The organism is Zobellella sp. An-6 (genome assembly GCF_052487945.1).
Window position 1 is genome coordinate 196,645 of sequence record NZ_CP199259.1, and the last position, 16,744, is coordinate 213,388.

Below are 16,744 nucleotides of genomic sequence, written 5' to 3' on the forward strand. Positions count from 1 at the left end.
ATAAGGCCGGATTGAACTCCGGCCTGGTTCACTGCAACCTCGCTCAGCGCATGGTGACGAACTCTTCCGCCGCCGTCGGGTGGATGGCCACGCAGGCGTCGAAGTCGGCCTTGGTGGCGCCCATCTTCACCGCCACCGCGAAGCCCTGCAGGATCTCGTCCATGCCAAAGCCGATGCCGTGAATGCCCACCACTTTTTCATCTTCGCCCGCGCACACCAGCTTCATCTTGCAGGGCTGGCGGTGCCGGGTCACGGCGGTGTACATGGCGGTGAAGGAGGAGGTATACACCTTGACCCGATCGTCGCCGTACTGGGCCCGGGCCTGGGGCTCGGTCAGGCCCATGGTGCCGATGGGCGGGTGGCTGAACACCACGGTGGGCACCAGATCGTAATCCATCCTGGCCTCGGGCTTGTTGTTGAACAGCCGCTCGGACAACTGCCGTCCGGCCTTCACCGCCACCGGCGTCAGCTCCACATAGCCGATGTTGTCGCCCACCGCGTACACGCCCGGGGCCGTGGTGTTCTGGTACTCGTCCACCTTGATGTAGCCGTGCTGGTCCACCGACACGCCGGCGGCCTCCAGGTTCAAGCCCTTGGTCAGCGGGCGGCGGCCGATGGCCCAGATCAGGCAGTCCACGGTGAGCGACCCGCCGTTTTCCAGGTGCAGGGTCAGGCTGCCGTCGGCCTGTTTTTCCACGCTTTTCGGAATGGAATGGGTGTGCAGGGTGGGGCCGTCGGCGGCCATCACCTCCACCAGGGTGTCGGTGAGCAGGGGGTCGAAGCTGCGCAACGGCGCCTGCTTGCGCACCAGCAGGTGGGTCTCGGAACCGAGTGCGTTCAGCACCCCGGCCAGCTCCACCGCGATGTAGCCGGCACCGACCACCGCCACCCGTCTGGGCTGCTCGGTCAGTGCGAAGAAGCCGTTGGAGTCGATGCCGTGCTCGGCCCCCGGAATATGGGGGATGATGGGTTCGCCGCCGGTGGCGATCAGGATATGGTCGGCGCTGTAGTGCTCGCCGTTCACCTCGACGGTGTGGGCGTCCCTGAAGCGGGCGAAGCCCTTGATCACCGTCACCTTGTTATTGCCCAGTACCCGGTCGTAGGACTGGTGGATGCGGCCGATATAGGCCTGGCGGCTTTCCACCAGCCGGGCCCAGTCGTGGCCCTTGAGCTCCAGGTCGAAGCCGTAATCGGCGGCGTAGAGCTTGACTGCCTCGGCGACCTGGGCGCCGTGCCACATCACCTTCTTCGGTACGCAGCCGACGTTGACGCAGGTGCCACCCAGATCCTTGGCTTCAATCAGCGCCACTTTCTTGCCGTACATGGCGGCCCGGTTGGCGGAGGCGATGCCGCCGCTGCCGCCGCCGATGGCGATATAGTCGAAGTGTTGTGCCATATGTCTGCTCCGTGGTGGAATGGGGGTCAATTAACACTGTTGGCCGATTGTACACCAAGTTTTGACCGGTTATCTGGTCAGTAGTTGAGCACTCCGGCGGTCAATCAGGAGACAGGATCAGGAAAAGCTTGAACATTGGCGCCGCCGTCATCATGTTAGGGGTATTCCCTCACCGCCCGCGGGCGGGGCGACGGCCAAAACAATCAAGAGGTACAGGACCATGACGAATCCGCTACTTACCATGGACGGCCTGCCGCCGTTCAGCCAGATCAAGCCGGAGCACATCAGGCCGGCGGTGGAGCATGCCATTGCGGATTGCAAGAAGCGGGTGGAAACGGTGCTGGCGCGCCACGAGGAGTTCACCTGGGACAACCTGGTGGCGCCGCTGGAGGAAGTGAACGATCACCTGAGCCGGATCTGGTCGCCCATCGGCCACCTGAACGGGGTGATGAACAGCGAGGCGCTGCGCCAGGCCTATGAGTCCTGCCTGCCGCTGCTGTCCGAGTACCACACCTGGATGGGCCAGCATGAGGGGCTGTTCGACGCCTACCGGAGCCTGGCCGACCGGGACGATTTCAAGAAGCTGAGCCTGGCCCAGCAGAAGGAAGTGGACAACACCCTGCGCGACTTCCGGCTGTCGGGCATCGCCCTGGAAGCGGAGCAGAAACAGCGCTTCGGGGCCATCCAGTCCCGGCTGTCGGAGCTGGCTTCCACCTTCTCCAACCGGGTGCTGGACGCCACCCAGGCCTGGATCAAGCACATCACCGACAAGGCACGGCTGGCCGGCCTGCCCGAGTCCGCCCTGGCGGCGGCCGAGGCCCAGGCCAAGGCCCGGGAGCTGGACGGCTGGGTATTCACCCTCGACATTCCCTCCTACCTGCCGGTGATGATGTACGCCGACGATGCCGCCCTGCGCGAGGAGCTGTACCGGGCCTATTGCACCCGGGCCTCGGATCAGGGCCCCAAGGCCGGCGAGTTTGACAACACCGCGGTGATCGAGGAAATCCTGGCGCTCAAGCAGGAGCTGGCCGAGCTGCTGGGTTACGACAACTATGCCCAGGTCTCCCTGGCCACCAAGATGGCCCGGAGCGAGCAGCAGGTGCTGGAGTTCCTCGACCAGCTGGCCAGCCGCTCCCGTCCCCAGGGCGAGGCCGAGCTGGCCGAGCTCACCGCCTTCGCCCGCGAACAGCACGGGGTGGACCGGCTCAACGCCTGGGACATCAGCTACTACGCCGAAAAGCTCAAGCAGCACAAATACACCATCTCCGACGAAGAGCTGCGTCCCTACTTCCCCGAACATCGGGTGGTGCACGGCCTGTTCGAGACCGTGAAACGGCTGTTCGGCATCAAGGTCAAGGAGCGCTTCGGGGTGGAGGTATGGCACCCGGACGTGCGCTTCTTCGATATCTACGACGACGCCGGCGAGCTGCGCGGCAGCTTCTACCTGGATCTGTACGCCCGCGCCAACAAGCGCGGCGGCGCCTGGATGGACGACTGCATCGGCCGCCGCTACCGGGAGGACGGCAGCCTGCAGAAGCCGGTGGCCTACCTCACCTGCAACTTCAACGGCCCGGTGGGCGATGCGCCAGCCCTGTTCACCCACAACGAGGTGCTGACCCTGTTCCACGAGTTCGGCCACGGCATCCACCATATGCTGACCCGGGTGGACGTGGCCGGGGTGGCCGGCATCAACGGCGTGGCCTGGGACGCGGTAGAACTGCCCAGCCAGTTCCTGGAAAACTGGTGCTGGCAGCCCGAGGCGCTGGCCTTTATCTCCGGTCACTACCAGAGCGGCGAACCGCTGCCGGCGGACATGCTGGAGCGGATGCTGGCGGCGCGCAACTTCCACTCGGCGCTGATGATGCTGCGCCAGCTGGAGTTCGCCCTGTTCGACTTCCGCCTGCATATGGCCAGGGACGGCGCCCGCCCCGGGCGGGTGCAGGAAATACTGAACCAGGTGCGCAGCACGGTATCGGTGCTGCCGCCGCCCGAGTTCAACCGCTTCCAGCACAGCTTCTCCCACATCTTCGCCGGCGGTTACGCGGCGGGTTACTACAGCTACAAGTGGGCCGAGGTGCTGTCCAGCGACGCCTTCGCCCGCTTCGAGGAGGAAGGGGTGTTTTCGGCCAGGGTGGGCCGCGACTTCCTGCACGCGGTGCTGGAGCAGGGCGGCTCGAAAGAGCCGATGGAGCTGTTCAAGCAGTTCCGCGGCCGGGAGCCGAACATCGATGCCCTGCTGCGCCACTCGGGCATCGCCGCCTAGGGTGGTGCGGAATAAAAGGTGGCCGAGGCCACCTTTTTTGTGCCCGCCGCTGGCCAGGCCCCGGCCGGATAAGGTATACACGGGGCTGGCACGGGCTCTCGGATAACATCGACAATATGGAAAGCAAGGTCGCATCATGGTTTAACCTCTGGTGCCTGGATCAACTGGTTGAACAACAGGTGGCCGACGGCGCCCTGTTGTGCCGGTTGCAGGGGGAGGTGTGGCAGCCGGTGCTGGCCGCCGGCATCGCCCTGCCCGAGGCGGCCCTGCAGGGACTGCGCAAGGAGCGGCAGCCGCTGCGCCATCGCCAATGCCGCGCCCTGCAGGCGGGGTCGGGCTACTTCCTGTCCCTGGCTCCCTGTTATCCGGGCTATGGCCTCTTGCTCCTGTGGCAGCGCCGGGACCGCCGGCTGCCGGCAACCTCCTGGCTCCGGCTGTTTCGCGCCATCTTCAGCCAGCACGACCGGGCCCGTATCGCCACCCGCTCACCGGCCCTGCTCAACCACCTGCCGCTGCCGCTGCTCAAGCTGAGTCCGACCGGCACCATCCTCTGGAGCAACCACCGGCTGCAGCAGAGCCTGGGCTTTACCCCCGCCGAGCTGGAGGGCCGGTCGGTCAGCTGCCTGACCCATGCCGCCGACTGGCCCGACACCCTGCGCCTTTACCAGCGCCTGGGTCAGGAGCCGGGCCAGGGCATGGCCACCCTGGAAAAACGTTACCTGCACAAGAGCGGCCAGGTGTTCTGGGGGTGCATGCACCTGGCCCTGGTGCCCGATGAGCAGGGCAGGCCCGACCATCTCATCGGCCTGCTGGCGGGCCTGGAGCCGCAACGCCAGGACGAGATCGGGTTTCAAACCAGCCAGATCCTGGAGCAGTTTCGTCCGGAAGGGCTGATGATCTGTGATGCCAGCACCCGCATCCTGGCGGTGAACCCGGCCTTCGAGCGCATCACCGGCTACACCGCCTGCGAGGTGATCGGCCGTTTCCCGTCGATGCTGAAGTCGGGCATGCACGACAGGGAATTCTACCAGGCCATGAACGCTGCACTGCGGGAGCGGGGCTGCTGGCAGGGCGAGGTGTGGAACCGGCGCAAGAACGGTCAGGTGTATCCGGAGTTCCTCAGAATCAGCACCCTGCGGCAGCGGGGGCGCGTCCGCCAGTACCTGGCGGTGTTCAGTGATATCAGCCACGTCAAGCCGGCTGAGCAGCGGCAACTGGCGGAGGAGGACGGCCTGACCGGCCTGGCCAACCGGGCCAGCTTCCACCGCCGTCTGAGCCAGTACTGCCGGCGGCGGGAGCCCTTCGCGCTGATGATCCTGGATATCAACAACTTCCGGCTGTTCAACAACGCCATGAACCACAGGGTGGGGGATCGGGTGCTGCGCGAGGTGGCGGTCAGGCTGCAGAGCCGGCTGCGCGGCGGCGACTTCCTGGCCCGTATCGGCAGCGACGAGTTCGCGGTGCTGGTGCCCGGCATAGTGCAGCACCGCCAGGCGCGCATCTTCGGCAAGCACCTGCTGGGCGCACTCAAGCGGCCGCTGCACCTGGCCGAACAGCACCTCTACGTGGACGCCACCCTGGGCGGGGCGCTCTGGCCCGGTACCGAGGAGGAGGACGCCGAGAGCCTGCTGCAGCAGGCGGAGCAGGCGCTGTTCGACGCCAAGCAGAAGAAGCAGCCGCTGGCCCTGTACGACAGCCAGCTCAACCGCTTCCAGAGCCGCCGGCTGCGGCTGCAGCACGAGCTGGTGGAGGCCATCAAGCAGGGCGGCCTCAGCCTGCACTACCAGCCCATCGTCGCCGCCGAGACCGGCGGCATCACCAAGCTGGAGGCGCTGGTACGCTGGCAACACCCCGGCCTGGGCTACATCTCCCCGGCGGAGTTCGTGCCGGTGGCGGAGGAGTGCGGCATGGTGCAGGCCCTGGGCGACTGGGTGCTGAACCGGGCCTGTGCCGACCTGCGCCGGTTGCACCAGGCCGGCTATGCCCTGGACATGGCCATCAATCGTTCCAGCCTGGAGTTCCAGAGCCTGGGGCTGGACGGCGGCGAATGGCTGTCGGTGATCCAGCAGCACGGCCTGTCGCCCCGGCACATCATCTTCGAGATCACCGAGTCCCTGTTCATGCAGGGCAACGAGCAGCACCTGGAGCGGATCCGCGCCCTGCGCGAGGCGGGTTGCCGCATCGCCATCGACGATTTCGGCACCGGCTATTCGGCGCTCAACTACCTGCGCGCCTTTCCCATCGACCTGGTCAAGATCGACAAGAGCTTTATCGACCACCTGCCCGGCAACCGGCGTGACGGCCTGCTGCTGGAGGGCATACTGCGGATCATCGGCGACCTGGGCATGTCGGTGGTGATCGAAGGGATGGAAACCGAGGCCCAGGCGGCGTATCTTGCCGCCCAGCCCTGTCATTACCTGCAGGGCTACCTGATCGCCCGGCCCCTGGCCATTCGTGAATTGCTGCCTTTTTTGGAGTCCTATGGCGGACACTCAGTACCCGATACAGATTGAAGTGGAAGACCCCGCCCTGGCGGACGAGGCCGGACAGCTGGCCCGGCGCCTGGCCGGGGTAACGGCGCCGGCGCCCTTCGCCCTGGTGTTCACCCGGGGCCGGCTGGAGCTTCGCAAGCTGGATGAGCCCAGGCTCGGCGCCATCCATGTGGATTTTGTGGAAGGAGCCGTGGCGCACCGGCGCAAGTTCGGCGGCGGCCGGGGCCAGAGCATCGCCAAGGCGGTGGGGCTCAAGCACGGCCACAACCCGAGCGTGGTGGACGGCACCGCCGGCCTGGGGCGGGACGCCTTCGTGCTGGCCTCGCTGGGCTGTGTGGTGACCCTGTGCGAACGCCATCCGGTGGTGCACGCCCTGCTCGCCGACGGCCTGCGCCGGGCGGCACAGGATCCGGAAATCGGCGGCTGGGTCGCCGAGCGGCTGCGGCTGCTGCCCTTCGGCCGGGGCCTGGCGGACATCACCGACGCCCCGGATGTGGTCTACCTGGATCCCATGTTCCCCCACAAGAGAAAGTCGGCGCTGGTGAAGAAGGAGATGCGGGTGTTCCACTCCCTGGTGGGCCCGGACGAAGACGCCGATGCCCTGCTGCCCCGGGCGCTGAACCTGGCCCGCGCCCGGGTGGTGGTGAAACGGCCCGATTACGCCGGCTTCCTCGACGGGGTCACGCCTTCGGCGCAGATCGAGAGCAAAAACAACCGCTTCGACCTCTATGTAAAAGAAGCGCTGTAAGCCGGCTGCCGGGCGGGCCGGCGTCGATGACGATGCGCGAGGAAGTATGCATTAAATTAGTTTATACTAATTTAAATCGGCTCCCGCCATCGGAGGACAACAGCATGACTCAGCACGGCGCCCCGCTCGTCAAGGCCTTCCTGGACCAGGACAGCGAAACCTTCAGCTATGTGGTGTACGACCGCCCCGGCGGCCAGGCGGTGGTGATCGATCCGGTGCTGGACTTCGACTACAAGTCGGGCCGCACCCGTACCGACACGGCGCAACAACTGGTGGACTTCGTCCGGGAGCAGGGGCTGACCCTGCACTGGATACTGGAAACCCACGCCCACGCGGACCACCTGTCGGCGGCCCCCTTTATCCGCGAGCAGCTGGGCGGCAGGATCGGCATCGGCGAACATATCCGGGAGGTGCAGGCGATCTTCCGCCAGGTGTTCGATCTGGAGCAGGAATTCCTGCCCGATGGCAGCCAGTTCGATCGTCTGTTTGCCGACGGCGACGCCTTCGAGGTGGGTGGACTCCGCTTTCGGGTGATGCACACCCCCGGCCACACCCCGGCGGATCTGGCCTATATCATCAACGAACAGGCGGTCTTCGTCGGCGATACCCTGTTTATGCCGGACGTGGGCACCGCCCGTTGCGACTTTCCCGGCGGCAGCGCGAGCCGGCTGTACCGCTCCATCCATCGGCTGCTGGCGCTGCCCGAGGAGACCGCCATCTACATCTGCCACGATTACCCCAGGCCGGGGCGGGAGCACCAGTGCCTGACCACGGTCGGCGCGCAGCGCCGGCACAATATCCATGTGCACGACGGCGTCGGGGAGGCGGAGTTCGTGACGATGCGCGATGAGCGGGACGCCACCCTGGCCATGCCCCGGCTGATCCTGCCGGCCATCCAGGTCAATATCCGCGCCGGCCGCCTGCCGCCGCCGGACGAGCGGGGCAAGGTCTACCTGAAGATTCCCATCAACCAGCTGTAGCCGCCTGGGGGCGGTTCAGGCCTGCTGCAGCATGGCGGTGATGGTGCCGGCCTGGTTGCGGATGCGCGTCACCACCTGGCCGGCCCGGGCCGACACCTCGGTGGACTGGCCTTTCAGTTCGTCCATCAGCCCCATGAAGCGGCCCAGTTCGGCGGCCTGGCTGTCGGCATGGCCGGCGCCCCGCTCCGCCACCGTGGTGGTGGCCTGGGAGGTGGCGCGCACCTGCTCGGTCACCTCCATCAGGGTCTGGGCCTGATCGTGCTGGGTGGCGGCGGCCTGCATCATCTTGCTGATGGTCAGGTTGAGTTCGTCGCTGGCCAGGCGCAGCCGCTCCATGATGCCGCCGATCTCGGTGAGCGAGCCCTGGGTATTGCCGGACAGCTTGCGCACCTCGTCCGCCACCACCGCGAATCCCCGTCCGTGCTCCCCGGCCCGGGCCGCCTCGATGGCCGCATTGAGCGCCAGCAGGTTGGTCTGCTCGGCGATCTGCTGGATCACTCCGATGATGGCGGAGGCGTCGCCGACCGAGCGGACCAGGCTGTCCAGGGCCTGGCGGCCGGTTTCGGCGGCCTGCTGGCTCTGCTCGGCGGTGTACACCAATTGCTCTACCCTTTCCCGGCTGACCCCCATGGCCTGCAGGTTGTCGCGGGCGGTGGCAGCGATGTCGTCGGTGGCCTGGCGCATCTGCTGGGCAAGGTGGTTGAGCTCGTTGACCATGTCGACGCTGCCGCTCATGGTCTGGTCGGTGGTCTGGGTATGGCGCTGGATATCCAGCACCTCTTCGATCATCTGCTCCAGGGCCTGGGACACGTGCTGCAGCTGCTCGGCCCGGCCGTGCTGCTGTTGCTGCAGGCTTTCGATCAGGCCGTTGAAGCTGGTGGCGATCTGGCCCAGCTCGCTGTTGGGGTGGGTCACCGGCAGGGTGGCGAGCTGGCCGTCCTGTACCAGCTGGCGGAAGGCGTTGCGCAGCAGGCGCAGGCGGTTGACCACCAGCACTCGCTGGAACAGGTAGCTGAGCAGGGCGAACAGCAGCAGGGTGGCGCACAGGGCCAGCAGCAACAGGGCCAGTTGCCGGTATTCCTGCACGCGGGCCGCTTCCTGCCTGGCCACCAGCAAATCCAGTTGTTGCTCAATGTCGTTCAGGCTGGCGCCCAGGGCGTCCGAGGCCTGGCCGCGCAGCGCCAGGGTATCCTGGGTGTTGCCCAGCTCCTTGGGATAGCGGCCGAGCAGGCTGTGCACTTCCCGGCGGGGGGCGTCGCCCAGCTCCACCGGCTTGGGTTTGCGCAGGGCGAATTCGTCGACTTCCTGCTCCTGGTAGATGCCCAGCAGGGGCAGTGCCTGGAGCCGGGCGGACAGTTTGGTCAGCTCGTTCAGCTGGAAGTCCAGGGCCTCACGAAGCTGGGGGTTGTTGTCGCCGATATAGCCCTGGCGCAGGTGGATAAGGCGGGGCAGGGCGGCCAGCATTTCCCCCACCAGGGCCTGGTAGCGGGGGGCCAGGCTGTGGGGGCTGTCGGCGTAGCGGGCCAGGGCCCGGAGCTGGTCGGCCAGCTCCTGCTCGGCGTGTTGCAGCAGGTGCTGGCTGTTGCCGGAGAGCTTGCCCGCCTCGCGGAAGTCGTGGGTCAGTTGCTGATAGAGGCGAGCCACCGCCTGTTGCGCCGGCTCGCCGCCGGCATGGTGGCCGAGGGCGGTTTCCATCGCCTGCAGCTGGTGCTCGGCCTCGGTCATCAGGCTGGTGTCACCGCTCGCCAGGTAGGCGGAGATGGTGCGGTAGAGGGAGATATTGGCATCCCGTCGCAGCTGCTCCAGGCTGGCGCGGGTCGCTTCCCCCTGCTGCAGGCGCAGGTCCCCCAGGTAGAAGGCGCCAGCCAGCAGCAGCGCCAGGGCGATCAGCAGCAGCGAAGACAACATCGAAAACAGCGAAACTTTCATCGGCCAGACCCCAACGTATCCTTGTGGCCGGCAGACTAAGACAATCTCGTGACAGTTTTATGACGAGGGCAGAGATAGTACCGTCTGCATCAGCCGCTGGTGCAGCGGCTGGGCCGCCAGGGGAGCGGGGTCGATCAGCTCCAGGCGGCCTTCCCGCTGGGGGGCGATGCGATAGACGCTGAGCCGGCCGTCCACCTTGTTGAAGGCGCGCCAGCCGTCTTCCCCCCGCAGCACCGCCTTCAGCCGCGCCACCTCGAGTTCGGCGCAAAACGCCTCGACCGCCGCCTGGTCGAACACCACCTCGTCGAGAAAGCGCCAGCCGATGGAGAAATGGTCCTGGCCGTGGTTGCTGTAGCGGCGCCAGGGCTGGCCGCGGCTGAGGCGGGGGCCCTGGTCGGCGATCAGCGGCCGGGGGGCGTTGTCTTCATGGGCCCGGGGATGGGCCGCCCGGCGGTCCGGGTTGTGTTCGCCCTGCAGCCAGGCCGGGTCCAGTTGGCCCTGGCAGACCTCCACCAGCGCCTGCTTGGGCGGCCGGTAGCCGTCCAGGCCCCGGCGCAGGGCCTCGAGCTCGGCCGTGCTGCACAGGTCCGTCTTGTTGGCCACCAGTATGTCCGCCAGGGCCAGCTGGTCCTGGTAGGTGTCGTGCTCCCGGTAGCGTGGATCGGCCCACTGGCGCGGGTCCACCAGGCAGAAGGCGGGGCCCAATCGTAGTGCCTCCCGGTAGTGCTCGTTGGTGAGGATGTCGAGGATGCGGCTGGGGTGGCCCAGGCCGCTCGGCTCGATCAGCAGGCGATCGGGCCTGGCCTTGTGCAGCAGGGCGTTGAGCCCGATCTGGAAGGGCAGGCCGGACACGCAGCACAGGCAGCCGCCGGGCACTTCCTTGATGGTGGCGCCCTGATCGCTGAGCAGGGCGCCGTCTATGCCCACCTCGCCGAACTCGTTGACCAGGATGGCCCAGCGCTCCTGCTCCGGCTTGTGGGCCAGCAGGTGGCGCAGCAGGGTGGTCTTGCCGCTGCCGAGAAAGCCCATGACGAGGTGGGTGGTGACGGGAGTGCTCATGAGTGGGTCCGGGAAAAGGTTTTGTTATCTTATAACATATATTGGCAAGGGCGGGTAAGGGCCGGTGCCTTCCTTAAACCAACCGCCTTGGCACAACGGTGGATAGGCGCGTCGTACAGACGGCGGAAAACTTCAGGCTGAACTAAACAGGCAACGTCTATACCAGAAAGGAAGACAAAGGGTCCGCTCCGGCCGACCGTCACATGCCAGGGACGGTATGTGCGAGCGAACAGGGATGTATTTACAGCGTGTCGGCGGAGTGGGCCCTTTGGCTGACTTATTAAGGTGTTCAGACGACGATGTCAATAAACTGAACGGCGGGCGTGCCCGCCGTGGGAACAAATGCCTCAGGGCTGGATCACCACCCGGCCCCTGAGCTTGCCGGCCAGCAGATCCCGGGCCGCCGCTATACTCTGCTCCAGGGTCAGCACCTGGGCCTGGTCTTCGAAGTCGAGCGGCAGGCGTTCCTGCAGCCGCTGCCAGGCTTCGATGCGCCTGGCCTTGGGCATATAGACCGAGTTGATGCCGAGCAGCTGCACCCCGCGCAGGATAAAGGGCATGACGGTGGTGTTGAGGGCCACGCCGCCGGCCAGGCCGCAGGCGGCCACGGCGCCGTCCATCCTGGTCTGGCTCAGGATCCTGGCCAGGGTGCGGCCGCCCACGGTGTCCACGGCGCCGGCCCAGCGCTGGGTTTCCAGCGGCGCCGGCTCGGCGTCCAGCTCGGCACGGGGGATGATGGCGGCCGCGCCCAGGGAGGTCAGCCAGTCGCCGTGCTCGGGCCGGCCGGTGGAGGCATGCACCTCGAAGCCGGCACCGGCCAGCAGCCGCACCGCCACCGAGCCCACGCCGCCGGTGGCGCCGGTGACCAGCACCGGACCCTGATCGGGGGTGATGCCCGCATGCTCCAGCGCCATCAGGCTGAGCATGGCGGTAAAGCCGGCGGTGCCGATGGCCATGGCCCGCTTGGCGCTCATGCCCGGCGGCAGGGGGATCAGCCAGTCCCCCTTGGCGCTGGCCTTCTCCGCCAGGCCGCCCCAGTACTGTTCGCCCACGCCCCAGCCGGTGAGCAGCACCTCGTCGCCGATGCGGTAGTCCGGGTGATCCGAGGCCAGCACGGTGCCGGCGTAGTCGATGCCGGGCACCATGGGCCACTGGCGCACTATCTTGCCCTTGCCGGTGATGGCCAGGGCGTCCTTGTAGTTGAGGGTGGAGTAGTCGACCTTCACCAGCACGTCGCCGGTGGTGAGCTGGTGCTCGTTCAGCCGTTGCAGGCGGGCTTGGGTTTGTTTGCCGGATTCTTCTAATAGTAGGGCGGTAAACATGGTGTTCTCCTCGGCACTGTTTCCTATGACCCAGTGTAAGGAGGCCGGTGCGGATTGCCATGGCCGGCACCGGCTAAATTGCGATTTTGTGACCCCGGCGCCATCAGGCCCGGGCGGCCTCCGGGGTTTTGATCCAGGCTTCGTTGAGCCAGAGCGAGGCGATGATGATGACTCCGCCCAGGCCGAGCCGCAGCAGGTCCGCCTCCCGGTTCCAGATCAGCAGGTTGACCAGCAGGCCGGCGGGCACCAGGGCGTTGTTCATGATCGCCAGGGCGCCGGCATTGACCAGGGTGGCGCCCTTGTTCCACAGGAAATAGCCCAGGCCCGAGGCGCCCAGGCCCAGCCACAGCAGTATGCCCCACTGCAGGCCGGTGGCGGGGTAGCGGCCGCTGCCGAGCCACAGCCAGGCCGGCACCGCCACCAGCAGGGCGCCCAGGTAGAAATAGCCGAACAGCCGGTGCTGGGGCGGGTGTTGCGGATGGCGCTCCATCAGTACCTTGTAGCCGACCTGGCCGAGGGCGAAGCAGAGGTTGGCGCCCTGCACCACCGCGAAACCGAGCAGATAGGCGTTGGTGATGCCGTCGAAGCGGATCACCAGGGCGCCCAGCACCGCCAGGGCGGCGGTGAGCAGGTAGCCGGGGTTGAAGCGCCGGTTGAGCAGATCGTAGATCAGGGTGACGTAGATGGGCGTGAGCACGGTGAAGATCAGCACCTCGGGCACCGTCAGCAACAGGAACGACTGGTAATAGAAGAGGTACATGATGCCGAGCTGCACGGCGCCGCAACCCATCAGCCCCAGCGCCAGCCGCGCCGGCAGGCGCCGGGAGAGGAAGGGCAGGAACAGCAGGGCGGCCAGGGCCACGCGGCTCAGCACCGAGAAGTAGCTGTCCACGGCGCCGGCCAGGTAAACGCCGATCAGGCTGAAGGAAAAGGCCCACAGCAGGGTGACAAAGACCAGATAGGACATGGGTGAATTTTCGTCATTGGTAAAGATGGGGCGCTATGATGGCGCAAAGCCGGGGGCCGATCCAGCCGCGGGCCCATAAAAAAAGCCGGCGCAATGCACCGGCCCGGGACCAACATCAGGTTTGTCATAAAGGAGAGAATGACGTCCCCAAACAAAGTGGTTCAACACCACACGCAGAACTCTTGGGCATAGCGCCCGAAAAGGTTGTCAGCGTGGCAACCCGTGCCGCCCGACCCCGAACATTCCGTTTTTGTCGCCATACCGGCATTACCTCGAATAACCCCGGTATCACGACAGACAGGCAGTACCCCCCATGATGCCACCATGCCCAGAACCCTGTTCGGCCAGGCCGCCGGATGAAACAACTCCACCACGCCGACGATTAACTTGTCTGTGGCGCACATTCTATGGTCAGATAATCCATGTAAGAAATGAATTATCACCATGAATGTATGGTCAATATCGATGGATAACCTTTACCAGCGCTTGGATCTGAACCTGTTGCGGGTGTTCGACGTGTTGATGCAGAGCCGCAACGTTACCCGGGCGGCGGAGCAGCTGAACCTGTCCCAGTCCACCGTCAGCCACGCCCTGGCGCGGCTGCGCCTGGCCCTGGACGACCCCCTGTTCGTGATGGCCCGCAAGGAGATGCGCCCCACGGGGCGGGCCCTGGCGCTGGCGGCGCCGGTGCGGCAGGCCCTGGCCCTGCTGGAGCAGGGGGTACGCCAGTCGGCGGGATTCGAGCCCGACTCCTCCACCCGTACCTTCCGCCTGGCGGTGCCGTCCTCCATCGAGCACGGTGCCGTGCCCCAGCTGGTGGAGCTGCTGCACCGGCGGGCGCCGGCCTGCCGGCTGGCCATCAGCGAGCTGGTCGACTCCGACTACGAAGACAGCCTGGCCCGGGGCGGCCTGGATCTGGTGGTGGGCTTTGCCGGCGCCGGCCACCTGTCCCCGCGGCTGTTGCGCGAACCCTGGTTCGACAACCCCATGGTGTGCCTGTCGGCGCGGGGCAGTGGCCTGCCCGGGGTGCTGTCGGCCGCCGAACTGGTGGCCTGGAGCCATGTGTCCACCTCCACCTGGGGACACAACCAGACCCTGGTGGAGCACTGGCTGAAGGAGCAGGGGCTGGAACGCCATATCGCCGTCTGGGTGCCGAGCTTCGAGGCGCTGCCCAAGCTGCTGGCCACCGGTCGCTACCTGGCCATGGTGCCCGAGCTGATCGCCCGGGATTTCTGCCATTACTACCCGTTGCAGAGCCACCGCCTGGACCAGCCGTTGTACAGCACCTATGTGCTGGCCCAGCATCCGCTGACCGAGTTCGATCCGGCGCTGGTCTGGTTCCGGCAACTGCTGCGGGAGGTGGGAGAGAGCTTGTGCCGGGTGGCGTGAGGGCCTCGGCTTGATGACAACCTCGCCTGTTGCACTGGCAGGAGTCGGCCAAAGGGCCAACTCCGCCGACACGCGACAAAATATGACACTCGCTGTTTCGGCCTGCTGCGAACATTCACTGGATGTTCGGTCAGGCCGGAACCGCTCGTCACGGCGAGCAAGCTCGCCCCCTGTAGGCTCGCACATGCCAAATGTCGCGGAAACCGTCGGTATCGCCGCGCTGCGACTTGCCACTGGCAACTCGGTCGCGCCGATACCTTCGGTGCAAGGCGCTTCGCACCCCCTGGCATGTGACGGTCGGCGGAGCCGTTCCCTTTGTCCGCCTGTACTGGTTCAGGTGTTGCCTGTTTAGGTAAGCCGAAGGTTTGTCAGCAGCCAACCGCTCTTGGGGCTTATTCCTTGGGCAGGGGCACCACCAGCATGTCGCAGGGCACGGTGTTCATCAGTTGGCGGGCGGAGGAGGTGAGCAGGCTCCAGAAGCTCTGTTCGTGGCCGCAGACCAGCAGGTCGATCTGGTTCTGCTCCACCGCCTCGTTCACTTTCAGCGCCAGATCGCCGCAGATCACCAGCTTTTTCTCGATGGGGTAGCCCAGATCGCCCAGGTATTCCTCCAGCCGCTGCTTGGCGTCGGCCACCACCTGATCCTGGATATTGTCGATATCGATGTCGATCATCTCGGTGTAGAGATCCTTGAGATCCACATCCACATGGATGACGGACAGCTTGGCCTGGTTGGCGCGGGCCCGATCCACCGCCTTGGCGATCACCTTGCGGTTTTTCTCGGTCATGTCGACCGCCGCCAGTATGTGTTTGTACTGATAGGGTTCTGTCATGGCATTTCTCCTTTTTCCCAAGTCTATCAATCCATTAGCCGTTAAACCGTGAGCCGGGCGGAAGTTTAGCATCGCGCCTGATGCCAGCAGCATAGGCCAGGACGGGCGGCCGGGACAAGGTGGCCGGGGCGCTATTTCAGCCCCGGCTGGCCTGGATCAAATAACGGCGGGGGCTGTTGGCCGGTTCGGTAAAGGTGCCCAGGCGCACCCGGTAGCCCTGCTCTTCGAGGAACAGGGCCCGGTCCAGCAGCAGCCACAGCTCCAGCGGGTAGCGGTAGAGGTGGCGCACCAGCTCGATGCGCTGGACCATCAGCCGGCGCGGCTCGGCCCGGGTCAGCCAGTGCTCGCCGTTAAGGTGGGCGGGGGCGCGGATCCCCTTCTGCCCGCAGGCCCAGCGGACGAAGTCGGCGAAATCGCCGCTCAGCAGCTGCTTGGGGAAGGAGGGCAGCGGCAGGTATTCATTTTGCCCCCTCAGCGCCCGTTGCAGCTCGTCGAAGGCCAGCCGCCAGCTCAGCTCGATGCGGCGCAGCCGGCGCACCCGTTCGCCGCCGGTCACCTGCTGCTGCAGCGGCAGCCGCAGATCCTGGCGGTCCAGCCCGAGATCCCGGGCCCGGCCGGCGGCGGACAGCGGCCGGTAGCGCTCGCCCTCGATCAGGTGGTAGCAGCAGGGAGAGAGCGCCAGCGTCCGGGTGCCGGCGGCGGCCGCATGGCGCAAAAAGCGCAGGTGCAGCTCACCGCAGGCGTGCAGGGCCAGGGCCTGCTGCTCGGCAGCGAAGAGCCCGGCGGCGGTTTCGGCCAGGGCATCGGCGCAGATAAAGCGGTGATCGAGCCCGAGCCGGTCGGCCAGTTGCTCGCCCTGGCAGCACAGATCCGGGTTCCATTCGAGGCTGGTGACCGGCCGCGCCGACTGCTGGGCCAGCAGCCGGCCGAGGTGGCCCTTGCCGGCGCACCACTCCAGTATGGGATGATTTCCACTGATATTGGCGGCAAAATCCTTGATCTGCGTCCATTTCCGCCCGGGGATACCGTTGCTCCAGCGCGGGGTGGCGTAGTCGGCGGCCCGCTCCAGCGCCGGGAGCCGCGGCCGGTTGAGGGCGACGGCGTCCGGCCGCCACTCGGCCAGGCAGGCCAGGGCGGTGGCCGGATCGGCTTCCAGCGCCTCCAGCCGGGCCTCGTCCATCGCTTCGAGCAGGGGAGTGAGTTCCGGCCAGGGCAGGGAATCGCAGGCAAAGGGATAGCGCTGCCAGTCGCCGCGGGTGCGGTGCAGCAGGGTGCTCAGGGTGTCGAAAAGGCCGGCCAGGTCGCTCATGGTTGCGGATTATAGCGCCGAGCCCGGCGCCGTGATAGCGGGGGCGGGACCGGGGCG

12 protein-coding genes are annotated in these 16,744 nt (G+C 66.4%); 5 read left to right on the plus strand and 7 right to left on the minus strand.

Annotated features, from left to right (window positions below):
• Positions 1-43: 43 nt before the first annotated feature.
• Positions 44-1,396 (minus strand): glutathione-disulfide reductase, encoded by a 1,353-nt coding sequence (gene gorA / locus ACT7DK_RS00885; protein ID WP_445395400.1) that lies wholly within the window; start codon positions 1,394-1,396, stop codon positions 44-46.
• A gap of 220 nt (positions 1,397-1,616) precedes the next feature.
• On the opposite strand from gorA, the gene prlC reads away from it, so the two are divergent.
• The 4 genes from prlC (at position 1,617) to ACT7DK_RS00905 (ending at position 7,879) form a co-directional block, all read left to right on the plus strand.
• The gene (gene prlC / locus ACT7DK_RS00890) at positions 1,617-3,659 is read left to right on the plus strand and encodes an oligopeptidase A (protein ID WP_445395402.1); all 2,043 of its coding nucleotides are present in this window, start codon (positions 1,617-1,619) and stop codon (positions 3,657-3,659) included.
• 116 nt (positions 3,660-3,775) lie between these two features.
• Complete coding sequence (locus ACT7DK_RS00895) at positions 3,776-6,172, plus strand: putative bifunctional diguanylate cyclase/phosphodiesterase (protein WP_445395404.1); 2,397 nt, start codon at positions 3,776-3,778, stop codon at positions 6,170-6,172.
• Positions 6,141-6,899, plus strand: coding sequence for a class I SAM-dependent methyltransferase (locus ACT7DK_RS00900; protein ID WP_445395406.1), 759 nt, complete (start codon positions 6,141-6,143; stop codon positions 6,897-6,899). The genes ACT7DK_RS00895 and ACT7DK_RS00900 overlap by 32 nt, the downstream gene beginning before the upstream one ends.
• Positions 6,900-7,003: 104 nt before the next feature.
• The gene (locus ACT7DK_RS00905) at positions 7,004-7,879 is read left to right on the plus strand and encodes an MBL fold metallo-hydrolase (protein WP_445395408.1); all 876 of its coding nucleotides are present in this window, start codon (positions 7,004-7,006) and stop codon (positions 7,877-7,879) included.
• A gap of 15 nt (positions 7,880-7,894) precedes the next feature.
• On the opposite strand, the gene ACT7DK_RS00910 is transcribed toward ACT7DK_RS00905, so the two are convergent.
• The 4 genes from ACT7DK_RS00910 to ACT7DK_RS00925 all read right to left on the minus strand — a co-directional run bounded on the left by ACT7DK_RS00910 (position 7,895) and on the right by ACT7DK_RS00925 (position 13,156).
• Positions 7,895-9,808, minus strand: a complete 1,914-nt coding sequence (locus tag ACT7DK_RS00910) for a methyl-accepting chemotaxis protein (RefSeq protein WP_445395410.1) — start codon at positions 9,806-9,808, stop codon at positions 7,895-7,897.
• Positions 9,809-9,865: 57 nt separating this feature from the next.
• Complete coding sequence (locus tag ACT7DK_RS00915; protein ID WP_445395412.1) at positions 9,866-10,867, minus strand: CobW family GTP-binding protein; 1,002 nt, start codon at positions 10,865-10,867, stop codon at positions 9,866-9,868.
• A gap of 347 nt (positions 10,868-11,214) precedes the next feature.
• A complete protein-coding gene (gene acuI / locus ACT7DK_RS00920) occupies positions 11,215-12,189 on the minus strand; it encodes an acrylyl-CoA reductase (NADPH) (protein WP_445395414.1) in 975 nt (324 codons plus the stop codon).
• A gap of 103 nt (positions 12,190-12,292) precedes the next feature.
• A complete protein-coding gene (locus ACT7DK_RS00925) occupies positions 12,293-13,156 on the minus strand; it encodes a carboxylate/amino acid/amine transporter (RefSeq protein ID WP_445395416.1) in 864 nt (287 codons plus the stop codon).
• A 465-nt stretch (positions 13,157-13,621) separates the two neighbouring features.
• On the opposite strand from ACT7DK_RS00925, the gene ACT7DK_RS00930 reads away from it, so the two are divergent.
• Positions 13,622-14,545 carry a LysR family transcriptional regulator gene (locus ACT7DK_RS00930; RefSeq protein WP_445395418.1) on the plus strand — a complete coding sequence of 308 codons (924 nt, stop codon included), beginning with the start codon at positions 13,622-13,624 and terminating at the stop codon, positions 14,543-14,545.
• A 392-nt stretch (positions 14,546-14,937) separates the two neighbouring features.
• Here the strand turns inward: ACT7DK_RS00930 and ACT7DK_RS00935 are convergent, their stop codons facing one another.
• Positions 14,938-15,378: a universal stress protein gene (locus ACT7DK_RS00935; RefSeq protein WP_094041396.1), complete on the minus strand. Its 441-nt coding sequence runs from the start codon at positions 15,376-15,378 to the stop codon at positions 14,938-14,940.
• A gap of 136 nt (positions 15,379-15,514) precedes the next feature.
• Complete coding sequence (locus ACT7DK_RS00940) at positions 15,515-16,687, minus strand: methyltransferase (protein WP_445395421.1); 1,173 nt, start codon at positions 16,685-16,687, stop codon at positions 15,515-15,517.
• Positions 16,688-16,744 lie beyond the last annotated feature (57 nt).

What these genes read in the sequence shown, in the direction of transcription:
- gorA (WP_445395400.1), bottom strand. Translation starts at nt 1,396, where the DNA reads ATGGCACAACACTTCGACTATATCGCCATCGGCGGCGGCAGCGGCGGC.
- prlC (WP_445395402.1), top strand. Translation starts at nt 1,617, where the DNA reads ATGACGAATCCGCTACTTACCATGGACGGCCTGCCGCCGTTCAGCCAG.
- ACT7DK_RS00895 (WP_445395404.1), top strand. Translation starts at nt 3,776, where the DNA reads ATGGAAAGCAAGGTCGCATCATGGTTTAACCTCTGGTGCCTGGATCAA.
- ACT7DK_RS00900 (WP_445395406.1), top strand. Translation starts at nt 6,141, where the DNA reads ATGGCGGACACTCAGTACCCGATACAGATTGAAGTGGAAGACCCCGCC.
- ACT7DK_RS00905 (WP_445395408.1), top strand. Translation starts at nt 7,004, where the DNA reads ATGACTCAGCACGGCGCCCCGCTCGTCAAGGCCTTCCTGGACCAGGAC.
- ACT7DK_RS00910 (WP_445395410.1), bottom strand. Translation starts at nt 9,808, where the DNA reads ATGAAAGTTTCGCTGTTTTCGATGTTGTCTTCGCTGCTGCTGATCGCC.
- ACT7DK_RS00915 (WP_445395412.1), bottom strand. Translation starts at nt 10,867, where the DNA reads ATGAGCACTCCCGTCACCACCCACCTCGTCATGGGCTTTCTCGGCAGC.
- acuI (WP_445395414.1), bottom strand. Translation starts at nt 12,189, where the DNA reads ATGTTTACCGCCCTACTATTAGAAGAATCCGGCAAACAAACCCAAGCC.
- ACT7DK_RS00925 (WP_445395416.1), bottom strand. Translation starts at nt 13,156, where the DNA reads ATGTCCTATCTGGTCTTTGTCACCCTGCTGTGGGCCTTTTCCTTCAGC.
- ACT7DK_RS00930 (WP_445395418.1), top strand. Translation starts at nt 13,622, where the DNA reads ATGGATAACCTTTACCAGCGCTTGGATCTGAACCTGTTGCGGGTGTTC.
- ACT7DK_RS00935 (WP_094041396.1), bottom strand. Translation starts at nt 15,378, where the DNA reads ATGACAGAACCCTATCAGTACAAACACATACTGGCGGCGGTCGACATG.
- ACT7DK_RS00940 (WP_445395421.1), bottom strand. Translation starts at nt 16,687, where the DNA reads ATGAGCGACCTGGCCGGCCTTTTCGACACCCTGAGCACCCTGCTGCAC.